General features: G+C 50.4%; 10 protein-coding genes. 3 read left to right on the forward strand and 7 right to left on the reverse strand.

What is annotated here, in order from left to right; translation table 11 throughout:
* Window positions 1-214 precede the first annotated feature (214 nt).
* Entirely contained in the window at window positions 215-1,057 is an 843-nt protein-coding gene (gpr, locus tag T488_RS0115255) for a GPR endopeptidase (protein WP_028521557.1), read from the reverse strand.
* 226 nt (window positions 1,058-1,283) lie between these two features.
* Between gpr and rpsT the strand changes: the two genes are divergently transcribed.
* A complete protein-coding gene (gene rpsT, locus T488_RS0115260) occupies window positions 1,284-1,544 on the forward strand; it encodes a 30S ribosomal protein S20 (RefSeq protein ID WP_028521558.1) in 261 nt (86 codons plus the stop codon).
* Between the two features lie 139 nt (window positions 1,545-1,683).
* On the opposite strand, the gene T488_RS0115265 is transcribed toward rpsT, so the two are convergent.
* From T488_RS0115265 to T488_RS0115290, 6 genes are all read right to left on the reverse strand, one after another.
* Complete coding sequence (locus T488_RS0115265) at window positions 1,684-1,890, reverse strand: hypothetical protein (RefSeq protein ID WP_037298560.1); 207 nt, start codon at window positions 1,888-1,890, stop codon at window positions 1,684-1,686.
* An 81-nt stretch (window positions 1,891-1,971) separates the two neighbouring features.
* Window positions 1,972-2,481, reverse strand: a complete 510-nt coding sequence (locus tag T488_RS0115270) for a flavin reductase (RefSeq protein WP_028521560.1) — start codon at window positions 2,479-2,481, stop codon at window positions 1,972-1,974.
* A 67-nt stretch (window positions 2,482-2,548) separates the two neighbouring features.
* Window positions 2,549-3,304, reverse strand: a complete 756-nt coding sequence (gene spo0A, locus T488_RS0115275) for a sporulation transcription factor Spo0A (protein WP_028521561.1) — start codon at window positions 3,302-3,304, stop codon at window positions 2,549-2,551.
* 190 nt (window positions 3,305-3,494) lie between these two features.
* Window positions 3,495-4,805: a hypothetical protein gene (locus T488_RS0115280; protein ID WP_028521562.1), complete on the reverse strand. Its 1,311-nt coding sequence runs from the start codon at window positions 4,803-4,805 to the stop codon at window positions 3,495-3,497.
* 15 nt (window positions 4,806-4,820) lie between these two features.
* Complete coding sequence (locus T488_RS18270; RefSeq protein WP_051536516.1) at window positions 4,821-6,473, reverse strand: glycosyl hydrolase; 1,653 nt, start codon at window positions 6,471-6,473, stop codon at window positions 4,821-4,823.
* 14 nt (window positions 6,474-6,487) lie between these two features.
* The gene (locus T488_RS0115290) at window positions 6,488-8,809 is read right to left on the reverse strand and encodes a glycoside hydrolase family 95 protein (protein ID WP_028521563.1); all 2,322 of its coding nucleotides are present in this window, start codon (window positions 8,807-8,809) and stop codon (window positions 6,488-6,490) included.
* Between the two features lie 459 nt (window positions 8,810-9,268).
* Between T488_RS0115290 and T488_RS0115295 the strand changes: the two genes are divergently transcribed.
* Together T488_RS0115295 and T488_RS0115300 are read left to right on the forward strand one after the other, a co-directional pair.
* On the forward strand, window positions 9,269-10,771 hold the full coding sequence (locus tag T488_RS0115295) for a hypothetical protein (protein ID WP_028521564.1): 1,503 nt from the start codon (window positions 9,269-9,271) through the stop codon (window positions 10,769-10,771).
* Window positions 10,764-12,071 carry a hypothetical protein gene (locus T488_RS0115300; RefSeq protein WP_028521565.1) on the forward strand — a complete coding sequence of 436 codons (1,308 nt, stop codon included), beginning with the start codon at window positions 10,764-10,766 and terminating at the stop codon, window positions 12,069-12,071. The genes T488_RS0115295 and T488_RS0115300 overlap by 8 nt, the downstream gene beginning before the upstream one ends.
* The last annotated feature ends 152 nt before the right edge of the window (window positions 12,072-12,223 follow it).

The following is a 12,223-nucleotide window of genomic DNA, read 5'->3' on the forward strand; positions in this document are numbered from 1 at the left end:
CTGCCTTGCCAGCTCTGCATATAGCTGTGAAATCCAAATCAAAGATTTGGTACACAGCGTAACGTTGCCGCTCGCAAGCTTGCTTACAGTTATAAGGATCGATATTCGTACATCGCTTACAGCACTTTTTTTAACTGAACGTGAAAAGCTGACGTCAGAATTTTTATGCGGATATCACTTATAATTATGAATTATGCATTATGAATTATGAATTTTAAAACAGCCCTCTTACGTCCTCAAAGCTGAGGGCAGGCTGCAATGCAAGGTTTATGCCGAAGGCGATGAGCTGAGAGGCGCGCTCTGTAAGGCGGTCTATATCACGGGGAGTTACCATCATATTTGGCAGCTCCCTGTTTATTTTCTCCCCTGTCAGGCTGCGGACTATGGTGTGCATATCCACCACCGTAGGAACTCCCACGGCGATAACGGGAACTCCCAGCACCTTTTCCGACAGCTCTATGCGGTGGTTGGAAACACCGCTTCCCGGGGATATGCCTGTGTCGGTGAGCTGTATGGTGGTGCCCAGACGGCTTATGTCCGTGCAGGCGAGGGCGTCCACGGCTATGACTGCGGCAGGGCGGAGCTCCGTCGCTACTGCCCGTATAAGCTCCGCGGACTCAATGCCCGTCTGCCCCATTACTCCACCTGCAAGGGAGCTGACTCGGCGCAGGGACGCGAAAAACTCCTCTTCCACGGTATCGCAGCTGAGATGCCGCGTGGCAAGCACCTTTGCGGCAGTCTGGGGACCTATGGCGTCGGGCGTAATATCGTTGTTGCCGATACCTGCCACCAGAATATCCCCCTCGGGCACAAGTGCGGACAGCTCCGCAGCAAGCTCCTCGGTCATGGACTGATAGTCCTCGGCAAAGCGGCTGAGACTGCTGCCCTCAAGGGTGATGTAGCGTCCCCTGCCCTTGCCGATGGTGTCAAGGCAGCTGTCGTCGTCAATGGTTATCTCCGTTATGCGGAAAGCCCTTCCCCTTGTGGAGATGTGAACGCTTTCGGGCAGGCTGTCGGGAGATATGCTTTCAAGTGCAAGATCAGTACGAATATCCATGAATTCCTCCATATTGTGCATATTGCTTTAATTGTGGAAAATATTTCGGGTCATAATTTCACTTTTGGCTATTGAAAATGGTGTGGAAAAATGTTATAATTATATTTGTCTCAGTATGGCAGCTGTGCGTTGCAGCTGTCGGGAGTGAACGAACCCGTGTTTGCTCCTATTATCTGTAAAATGCAGGCGATTATTCGGTCTGCATAATCCAAGGAGGTGTAACGTAATGCCAAACATTAAGTCTGCAAAGAAGAGAGTAAAGGTCAATGCAACAAAGGCTGCTGCCAACAAGGCAAGAAAGTCTAATCTCAAGACTATCCTCAAGAAGGCTGACGCAGCTGTAGCAGCTGGTTCTGCTGACAAGGCAGAGGCAATCAAGGTTGCTATCAAGAGAGTTGATCAGGCTTGCGCAAAGGGTCTTATGCACAAGAATAAGGCTGCAAGAAAGAAGTCACAGCTCGCTAAGAAGCTCAACTCTGCTGAATAAGGTCTTTTTTGATCATATAAGAAATGAACCCCTTGCGGACAACTCACGGTCCTGCAAGGGGGTTTTGTTTTGGAAAAGTGAATATAAAGACAAACCCCGAGGCTTTCCGTAAAAGCTTCGGGGATATTTTTATGAAAAGTCAATTCATCTGGGATTTAGCTACTTCCTTGAGGACGTGTTCCATGACCTCTTCGGTAGTAGGCACTCTTCCTTTACCTAACTTATTTATGGGGTTTTTGGGGTCTTTGCAGGCTTCTGCGATAGATGCTTCGATCTCGCGTCTTACTTCTTCTTCTGATACTCCGTTTTTTACAGCTATTTCCTTTAAAATGTCATTTATGTTCATATTCCCTCCAATAGCAGCTTTTACCGTGAAAAGCACTGGTCGTGTTGTTTGTTTTGTGATGTTATTATGCCCCTTTTGCGCTTACTTTTTCACATATACTCCGACGATCTCGGAGATATAAGCGCGGTGGTACGGATCCGTGCCGAAGAATCTGGCGGGGATACCGTCATCTGTGAGAAAACCGCTCTCCTGAAGGTCATAGCTGTAGAGCTTGCGGCAGACCAGTACGAGCTCTGCCTCCTCGAAAGCCATTGAGCCGTCTATCTCAACAGGAGTGAGACCTGTCTCCTCAGCCTTGTTGCAGTCCCTGCCCGAATGGGAACCGCAGAAGGAGAGGGCATTTCTGTATTCCTCGCCATAGAACGAAGCTGTAAAGCACTCGCCCTTCTCGACGAAGTCATAGGTATAGCGGTTAGGTCTGATGTAGCAGGTAAGGACGTTCTTGTTCCAGAGAACACCCAGCTGACCCCATGAAGCGGTCATTGTGTTGAAGCTGTCCTTATCGCCGCCTGTCAGGAGCATCCATTGTTTGCCGATCTTATCGAAGGGATTGAATGAAAGCTCACTGATGTCGATTTTTGTAAAAGCCATGATGTTGTTCCTCCTTTTATTATTATCACGGAATAGTATATTCGGAAACAACGCGGCTTATACGTTATCAGTGAGTGTTCAGTGCACTTTTATAGCGAAGTCTGAGCTTATCTGTGATAAGAGCGATGAATTCCGAATTTGTGGGCTTGCCCTTTCCTGTATCAACTGTATAGCCGAAGAAGGAATTAAGGGTATCCACGTTTCCTCTGTCCCATGCTATTTCGATAGCGTGGCGGATAGCACGTTCCACCCGTGATGACGTGGTATCGTAGATACCTGCCACAGTGGGATAGAGGAGCTTAGTTACGCTGTCAAGGAGAGTTTTGTCCTTGATAGAGTAAAGGATAGCCGTTCTGAGATAGTGATATCCTTTTATATGAGCGGGCACTCCCAGCTGATGAATCATGTCGGTGACTACCACCTCCATATCATCGCTGAGACTGCTTACCCTGTCTCCGAGAGAAGAATTGATAGCGGTGCAGAGGTCCTCTGCGCTGTAGGGTCTGAGCATGAATCTTGAAGCTCCGTTTTCCATTACCTGTCTTTCGATGAACTCGTTGTCATAGGCAGAAGTAATGATGAAGACAGGGGGCTTTACGCCCGAGTCCTTCACGGTCCTCATGACCGAGATGATGTCGCCGTTCTGGGACGAGATGTCCATTACAGCCACATCGGGGGGATCCTTCTTGATAGACTCAAGTATTATACCGCAGTCTCTGCGCCTTGTATAGGCATACATTCCCTTTTCGCGGAGCTTATTAGCCACGCTTACACCTGTTTCGGCGGAATCGTCGCCGATAAGTACCTTTACCTTGTTGTTCATTATTTATACCTCCTTTTACTTGACGGTCCCTGACCGCTCAATAATGATAACACGAAGCAAAAGGTGGCTGCAACGGGATTTTTTAGGTTCTTACGGTATTTTTGGGTGGGAAATGTAATAACCCATAGCTGTTATAAAACGCCGTCGAAAACGGCTGTCGTAATTGAAGTTATGTGGGAAAAAGCTGCGGTCACTTTTTCTTTTTTCCCGTGAGTATGCCCTCTGAGATCTCCCTGACTCTTGTACCTTCGGGGAAAAGCTTGTCGGCAAGCTTCTGAAGAGGGTTCTTTTTGACCGCTTTTGTATGTACGGGAGCGAGTTTTGGTTCATTGGCGGGTTTTCCCCATTTTTTGAGACCAATTTCGGACAGAGTGGGCTTTATGAGCTCTCTGTCGCCGATATAGCTGAATTTTTCGATGAATTCCAGCGGCAGCTGACAGCCTTCGCCGCCGTATTTCCCGATGAAATCTCCGAAATGGTGGTAGACCATCTGTTCAAAGTCCTGTTTTCCCGCAGAGATCTCCTTATTTTTCTCCATAGCGTCGATGAGCTGGCGCTGGAGCTCGGTCTCGGGGGAGAAGTCCTTGATGAACGTAAGGGGACCCAGTACGATGAAGCCCAGCATACGGGCATCGCCGCAGAAATCGCTCTTTGGTCTTTTATTCTGAGGAGTGTCGAAGCCGTATATTGCATAGAGAGCCAGAGCGCACCTGAGAGCGGTGAATTTCGGCTCCTCGATGTCGTAGAGGTGCTTTTCCTCGATGAAGCCGCGGAGCCTTCCCGACTTGACCATAAGTGGAAGTACGGGCTGGAGCATTATGGCTCTCATGCCCTTCATTATGGGCGTCTCAACATCGTTAACAATGTCGCTTCCTATGTGGAGTATATTTGAAGCTTCAACTCCCGATTTCTTTATGACCGTGCCGATGAAGGCAGAAGCGGCGGAATCGGGGATATTCTGCTCGGCGGGGATAATGAGCGAATCGTATTCGCCGTAGCCGCAGTCGCAGAGTATCTTCACTATAACGTCCCTCGGATAGATCGATTCCGAGGTGATGATTATCTTGTTCTTACAGTCCTTTGCCTTGTCGAAAAGGAGCTTTCCCGTATGTCTGGCAAAGGCAAAATGGTGTATAAGGTCGCACTCGCGGTTGAAGAGCTTTTCCCTTCCTGCGGGAGTGATACCGCTCATCTTGGTGAAGATGTCGTATATCTTCTCAAGGGTCACATTGCCCTTGAGGGCGTATTTTTTCTCCGCAGCCTTCTGTGCCTCGGTCCTGAGCTGAGTGAAGGTCTTGTCCCCTGTATTCAGCAGGGAGAAGTCATCCTCCATGAACAGGAAAAGGTCCTCGGGCTGAGAGAATGGGGTAATGACCAGGGTGTCCCACATTTTGAAGCTGGCAGCCCTGTGGTCATTTCTTTCCACCTCATGGAGCATTTTCACCATCAGCTCCGCCTGAGTGTCGGAATCGGGTTTTATCGGCGAAATATCGTCGTTCATGCGAAGCCTCCTTCCTTAATCTTCACCGTCAGCCTCAGCAGGCTTCGGTTCGATGCCTCTCATTTTCTGATATTCATCCAGAGTCATGGCGCCGTCGGAGTTATAAGCCCTGACGAGAGCGTCCTTGCTGGTGAATTTCTCGGAATATTCGCCCTTTTCGTCCTGTATGTACTTTCCGTACCACTGTCCGAAGAAGGACCATACAGCGTTGTCGCGGAAGGCAGCGTCCATATCGGGAACGCTTCCGCACTCGCTGAGAGCAATGAGCTTATCGCTGCCCACGAACTTCTGGACAGCGGCGAATTCCTCGTAAAATCTGCTTCCGTAGTCCTTCTCGCCGTCAAGGTAGAGGTCTACAGCGGCAATATCGAAGGTACGCTTGTCCACCAGAGAGCTTTCGCTCTGACCGTTCCATATCCAGATAAGGTTGTCCAGCTCGAAATATCTGGTAAAGCGGTCATAGATGAGCTGCCAGAGCCACTTATAGGGAGCATTTCCCTTTGCGCCCCACCAGTACCAGTCGCCGCAGCCCTCGGGCAGGGGTCTCCAGAGCACGGGAACTCCCCTGTTTTTGAGAGATGTGAGCTGTCCCGCCATGCTGTCGATGTCGAGTATCAGACCGTAGCATTCTTTGGAAATAGTGCCCTTGCTGTAGAGCTCTCTCAGCTCCTCCTCGGTGAGATCCGCTATCTTCTCCTCGGTGACAGCCTTTGACAGGTCAAAGTCAGTATCCTCGGTGCGGATACCGCTTTTCTTGTCCGAGGGAGCCTTCCAGAACCAGCTGACACAGGTGATACCGCCGTTGAGGTACCATTCCGCTGCGGCATCTATTTCCTTGAAGCCGGCATCGTAGTTCTCGTCGGGGACCTCAAAGTTTGAGAAGCGTATAACGGGGTATTTGCCTGTAGTGCGGTAGATAAGGTCCATTTCGGAGTTATTTCCGCCGTAGGCATACTGTCCCGTGATGATGTATTTTCCGTAGTTTTCGCTGAGGAAGCTCATGAGCTCCTTTGCGGACTCCCCTGCGTTCTTGTTTACCAGCTCGCCCTTTGCGTCGTAGCTGATATCGCTGAGGGAGGTATTGTTCTCTATCTTGAGATAGTCTATGCACATATCGCCGTTCTGGGGAGTTATGGTAAGCTTCTGCTTGCCCTTGGTGAGGAAGACTCCGTAAATGGTGATATAGGTGAACTGATCATTGTCGGTGGTCCTGAACACCGTCAGCTGCTCGTCGCCCAGTGACAGGCGGCAGTCCACAGCGGTCTTTGCCGAGATGTTGAAGGAAAGGTCATAGTGCTGATTGCTGGGCACGTCCACCTCAAAGGTGACCGAAGCCTCGCCCTTGTTGCCAAAGCCTGTGACATAGCCCTCGCCGCTGAATTCGGGAAGGTCTGCGGCAGCTTTTGCGCCGCCCTTCAGCTCGCCTTTTTCCGCCTCATATAGGTTGCCCGACTGGGTCTTCTCTATCTCGGGGAAGGTCACGGGATAATCGGGGAAGGTCTCCACAGGGACCGTGGTAGTGGGTTCGGTTGTCTTTTTAGCAGTGGTTTCCTCGATTATAGGCACGGAAGCCGTTACCGAAGCCTTTTTGCTTTTGCTGCAGGCTGTGAATGCCGATGCGGCAGCTCCCAGAGCAGCTGCAAGAGCGATGAACTTGCGAATATCCATTTGTTCCTCCTATATCAGGCATTGACAGTATATGTTTTGCCCTGTTCCGTGTTAAATACCACAGCGCCGTCCTCTATCCGTGAATCGACTGACTCTCCCTCGCAGGTGATGCTGACCACAGAGTTGGTCCTGAGTCTGAGCTCTCCGCCCAGAGATGAGTATATCTCCGCGGAGCTGAGCCTGTTCTCTATCCAGTTCATATCCACGGTGAAGCCGCCCTTGGCTCTGAGTCCCCTTACGTGCCCCTTGCTCCACTCGTCTGGGAGGGCAGGGAGCAGGTAAATACAGCCGCCGCAGCTCTGCATGAGAGACTCTGCGATAGCAGCAGTGCCGCCCAGATTGCCGTCTATGCTCATGGAGGGCTTCCATGACATCATGTTGGGAGCGGTGTAGTGGGACAGCAGTCGTTTCAGGTGCTCCGATACCATGCTGCTGTCATAGAGCCTTGCCCACATATTGGTGACCCATGAGCAGCTCCAGGCTGTACGTCCGCCGCCGTTGATGATTCTGCGGACCAGGGTAGCTCTTGCGGCATCAGCCAGCTTCGGCGTACTATGGGGAGTTATCAGGTCAGCGGGGTGGAGTGCGAAAAGCTGTGAGATGTGGAGATGACCGATGTCTATCTCGTCGAAGTCCTCCGACCATTCCATTATCTGACCGTATTTGCCCACCTGAGGCTGAGGAAGCTTCTTTACAGCCTCCACAAGCTTCTCTGCCAGCGCCTCGTCTCTGCCAAGTATTCCGGCAGCCTTTATGACGTCGGAGAACAGCACCGTAAGTATCTGTGAGTCGATGGCAGGTCCCATGCAAAGGCTTGCCTCAGCGCCGTTTCCGTCCTTATATATGTTTTCGGGGGATACGGAAGGACCTGTTACCAGTCTGCCGTCCTTGTCCTCTGCAAGATACTCCAGGAAGAATTCCGCAGCCTCCTTCATTATGTGGTACTTCTCCCTGAGGAAATCCTTGTCAAGGGTGTACTCATAGTGCTCGAAGATATGCAGAGCCAGCCATGCACCGCCCATAGGCCATATGGTAGCCGTCGGGTTCTCGTCCTGAGGAGCGGTATCTCCCCATATATCCGTATTATGGTGACATACGAAGCCCTTTGAGATTCCGTACATCTCCTTTGCGGTGACTCTGCCGTTGCCGCAGACCCTTTCCAGAAGGTCGAAAAGGGGCAGATGACATTCGGGAAGTCCGCAGCTCTCAGCCAGCCAGTAGCACATCTCGGTGTTGACGTTGAGAATGTATCTGCTGCCGATATGTACGGCGGTAAGGTCGTTCCAGAGACCCTGCAAGCCCACGGGCTGAGTGCCTGCGCGGCTGCATGAGATCATCAGGTATCTTCCAAAGTTGAAGTAAAGCTCAAAGAGCTTGTTATCGTTTATAAGACGGCGGCAGTCCTTATTGTCCAGCTCGTCGCCCTTGAGACGGTCTATCCTCTCCGCGGTGTTGAGGAGGGCGATGTCCTCCTCCTCGCTGTTGTCGCTGAGGGAAAGCTCAACGCGGTCGAAGAGCTCGCGGTAGTCATTGACATGGCGGTAGTAGAGCTCGTCGTATTCGCACTGCAAAGCCATTTCCGTGTCAACCTCTGCGGACTCGGCATAGCTCTGGCTGTAGAAGTCGGTGCGGACCGAGAGTATCATCATGACCTCGTCGGCATTTTCAACTACGAGCTTGCTTCCCACGGTCTTTACAGAGCCGTTTTTGGCTGAGGCTCCGAGACAGGCAGCAAAGAGTATACCGTTTGCACCGCCTGTACCGCCGCTGAAAAGTATCATATTCTCTCCGCAGGGACGGTTGTCGTCGTAGAGGTCCTCGGGGCTGTCTATGCAACAGGAGAGAGAGACCTTTCCGGGCTCAGATGCGCTTATGCGCACAGCCATTACCTCGTCGGGAGCGGAGACGAAATACTCCTTGGTATATGTGATTCCGTTGACTGTGAAGGAAGCGTCGGCAACAGCGCTGCCGATGTCAAGGCTGCGGGAGTAATCCCTTGCCCTGCCGTCCAGCCGGAGGTCTATCTTCAGCTCGCCCAGGGGCATATATCTGCGCATATTGGGCGTAACGCCCTGCATCTTCGCAAAGGCAGCCTCCTCGGCTTCCGAGGGTTTACCCTCCAGGAGCAGGCTGCGGGCTTCCCTGAAGCCCTCTACCGCGTCGGGGTTGATACGGTGGCGCAGACCGCCTGACCAGAAGGAATCTTCGTTGAGAGTGATAGACTCCTTATCGGGCGTACCGCTTATCATAGCTCCGATACGTCCGTTTCCGATAGGGAGGGCTTCTATATAGCTCTCAGCGGGAGAATCGTATTTCATTATAGTTTCAGTACTCATTTGTATCTCCTATGGGAATATAGTATCGTTGGTTCATAGCGTGTGGAAAAATGTCAATAGTTTGTGTATCTTACTATTATAACATAAATGCTTTAAAATAGCAAGTGGCGCGGCGATAAAGCCGATATTTTACAGTATTCTGCCGCGAAACAGGCGGCGGAGGCACTCCGCTTATAACATAAACTTACTGATAAAGCAAGTGGCGCGGCGATAAAGCCGATATTTTACAGTATTTTGCCGCAAAACAGGCAGCGGAGGCACTCCGCTTATAACATAAATGAATATAAATATCAAGTATGGTATTTAGTGATTAGTTGTTAGTGCTTAGTTGGGGATTGACAGTATGAAGGCGGTGCGATATAATGGATATATATTTTTTTGTTTTAACATGAAAAAGCTTCGTCTTTTCTGCCCTCTGAAATCACTTATATATGAAGACTATCCGAAAGGAGCATCATCATGAAAAGGGTATTATGTTTAATTGCGGCTTCAATGCTTGCTTTCAGCACCTTCTCATGCAGTGAGAAGAAGAATAAAAAGTCCTCGGCACCCGCGGCGGATACCACTGCGGATACAGGTGAGGATATTTCGGGAGAGCCCGTTGAAAGGGAGTTTATGACCTATTCCGCCGAGGATTTCTCCGCAGTAAACGTGGAGACCACCATTACGGACAGGGAGTTTCCCTATAAGCGCTGCGAATTCTCCTCTAAGGAGCAGGACTTCGGCAGCATGATCTCCCCGTGCAGGGACGAGAAATACCGCGACAGGTTCATTGAATATTTAAACGAAGGCTACCGCGATGAGCGTTTTATGGCAGACAGGTTATCGGAATGGGAGATGAGCTTTACCGATCCCGATAGTTTTATCATCACCTCCGCAATTGGCTGCGGCACAACTGCCTATATAGCCGTAAATTACGATACGCTCTGTTACGGATGCCATGAGAGCTCGGTTTTTCGCTATGATACGGAAAAGGGAGAGCTGAAGGAGATACTCCACCACTCCGATCCCGAAAACAGCCTTGAGATAAGGCAGATATGCTCCGTCCGCGGAGAGCTTTTCGTGGATACGGATACTTTGGGCATCTGCCGCTTTGACGGGGAAACAGGCGAGATGGAGCAGATACTGGAAAGCGAAGATGACGGTTATGGCCACATGGTCTCCAATGACGCCGACAGGCTCATAGTTACATTTTCCGTCCCTCAGAGGGAAAAGGTGGACAAGGACTATAAGCCCAAGGAGGGAGAGGTAGTATACTCCGACAACAATGAGAACTTCTTCGTTGAGCATGGCTCGGACATGACCATGAAGGAGTACGATTTCGATACGGGGGAGTGGAAGGAGCTTTATTCCGTTTTCAGCCCTGCTGAAGAAAGCAAATGGGGCACAGAGGAGTTTCCCAATATATACGGGGAGCTCTTTGCATGGAAGGAAAAGCCCGAGGGCACACGTAAATACGACGTTGTCACCGAGGAATACAGAATGTCCACAGGTCTCAACAACTGCGATATAGTATATGCGGGCAGGGATAAGCTTATTCTCAGCCTTTCCAACGGCGGAGGAAATGGCGGCGTTTCTAAATATGTCCTGCACGAATTCGACCTTGAGACCATGCAGCACTATGTTATTGATTATACCAGCTACGGCGGAAACTGCGTTGCCTTCGGTGACGGAGTTATCACATATATGGGTGGTATGCGTACAGGCGGCGCTTATTACATTATGCCTGCTCTGGGACTTGTTTTCCCTGTTGAGACAGTTCCTATTGATGACGGAAACCTGATGAACATGAGCACGGGACTTTTCGGCAATGACAGAAAAAATGCGATGTTCATGACCTACCGTCCTACAAAATCAAAGCCTGTGACGGTAAGTACCCCTGACGGTGACTTCACACATACGGAGTATTATGACTATGAGTACATATACTTCTGGTTCACTGCGGAGGGTAACGATGAATAAGAGAATAGCACTGATACTGGCGGCAGTTTCGGTATTCGGCTGGGGCTGCGCCGAGAAGAAAAAGGTCAGCTCGGTGACCGATGACATCACGGGCGACTACGCCGAGGACAGCGAAATAAGTACAAAGGCAGAGTACAGCGACAGCGATTTCAAGGTGCTGAACGTCACACTGAGCTATCCCGAGGGAGAGGCTCCCGTAAAGGTGGAGAGCACAGACCTCAGCGGCATTGAGGTGGGCGAGAGGATACCTGTCTGCAACAAGGCGGAGTTCGCCGAGCAATGCTACGGGCAGGAATACTGGAACGAACAGTCTGTATATAACTGGCAGGATTTTGTAGACAAGCCCATGGAGGGAGTCATAGAAAGCTGCTATACCGAGAATGACCTCTGCTTCCTCTATATTGCCTATCCAAACTTTATGTATGGGGTATATGACTGGGACGTTTTGTGCTATGACCCTAAAAGCGGCAGCACTGAGGAGGTGTTCAGCTGGTCAGCCGAGAGACTGGAGGACCACTGTCAGGACCCCTGTTTCGGCAATGGAGCCCTATTCAGTGAGGTCTACGACTCATCGGGTGAAAAGGGCAGCGTGATCTATAAGACCGACCTCTATACCCATGAGACGGAGCAGGTCTTTGAGGGCAGCACCGAGGAGTATTTATGGCTTCATACCGATGATACGGGAGCTGTCTGCATACTCGCATATCCAAAGGACAGCGATGATGACAGGGTGCTTTACAAGTTTGACAGCGACAAGGACGGATTTGTGCTGAGCGAGGATATAGAAGCTCCCGAAAATTCGGTGACAAATGACCGTTTCAACGGTGTACAGAGCTATCTGGTAAAGCGTGAGGGCAGCCGCAAGCTGGATATGGACAACGAGTTTTACCACGCGGAGACCTCTGTCTCCACGGGCATAATCGTATATGCCGACGCGGAGCGCTTCATCATAAGGTCGGGGAATAAGCTCCACACCTATGATATTACGAAGATGGAGCACTATATCTCCGACATCACGGACATGGGCGACGAGATAACTTACAGCTGCGGAATGGTGTTCATCGGAAACAGGAGCAATACCTTCCGGATGCCTGTATACTGCATAATGCCCGAGCTGGGACTCACCTACCCTGTCTGCGAAAAGGGCATATATGGGGACATAAGAAGGCAGGAGGACGGAATATCCTTCAACAGTATACATAATGTGGAGAACACCATGGTCGGTGCCGGCGGTGAGGTCTTTTTGACATACAGCTTACATACCGTGGATAAGGTATACAGATTGACAGTTGAGAGTTGAGAGTAGGGGCGGCGTTCCCTACAAAAAAAGCATGGCTATCGTTATACTTATATAGCAGTTTTACGCGTAATTTTGAGGGAAGCCCTTTTGAAGAAGTGCTTTCCTTAATTCTTTTTCTGAGGACTCTGTTTTGTTTTTATCAGGACAGGGCG

Origin of the sequence: Ruminococcus flavefaciens ND2009, from assembly GCF_000621785.1 — a bacterium.
Lineage (GTDB): Bacteria > Bacillota > Clostridia > Oscillospirales > Ruminococcaceae > Ruminococcus > Ruminococcus flavefaciens_C.

What these genes read in the sequence shown, in the direction of transcription:
- gpr (WP_028521557.1), bottom strand. Translation starts at nt 1,057, where the DNA reads ATGGATATTCGTACTGATCTTGCACTTGAAAGCATATCTCCCGACAGC.
- T488_RS18270 (WP_051536516.1), bottom strand. Translation starts at nt 6,473, where the DNA reads ATGGATATTCGCAAGTTCATCGCTCTTGCAGCTGCTCTGGGAGCTGCC.
- rpsT (WP_028521558.1), top strand. Translation starts at nt 1,284, where the DNA reads ATGCCAAACATTAAGTCTGCAAAGAAGAGAGTAAAGGTCAATGCAACA.
- T488_RS0115295 (WP_028521564.1), top strand. Translation starts at nt 9,269, where the DNA reads ATGAAAAGGGTATTATGTTTAATTGCGGCTTCAATGCTTGCTTTCAGC.
- T488_RS0115290 (WP_028521563.1), bottom strand. Translation starts at nt 8,809, where the DNA reads ATGAGTACTGAAACTATAATGAAATACGATTCTCCCGCTGAGAGCTAT.
- T488_RS0115265 (WP_037298560.1), bottom strand. Translation starts at nt 1,890, where the DNA reads ATGAACATAAATGACATTTTAAAGGAAATAGCTGTAAAAAACGGAGTA.
- T488_RS0115280 (WP_028521562.1), bottom strand. Translation starts at nt 4,805, where the DNA reads ATGAACGACGATATTTCGCCGATAAAACCCGATTCCGACACTCAGGCG.
- T488_RS0115270 (WP_028521560.1), bottom strand. Translation starts at nt 2,481, where the DNA reads ATGGCTTTTACAAAAATCGACATCAGTGAGCTTTCATTCAATCCCTTC.
- spo0A (WP_028521561.1), bottom strand. Translation starts at nt 3,304, where the DNA reads ATGAACAACAAGGTAAAGGTACTTATCGGCGACGATTCCGCCGAAACA.
- T488_RS0115300 (WP_028521565.1), top strand. Translation starts at nt 10,764, where the DNA reads ATGAATAAGAGAATAGCACTGATACTGGCGGCAGTTTCGGTATTCGGC.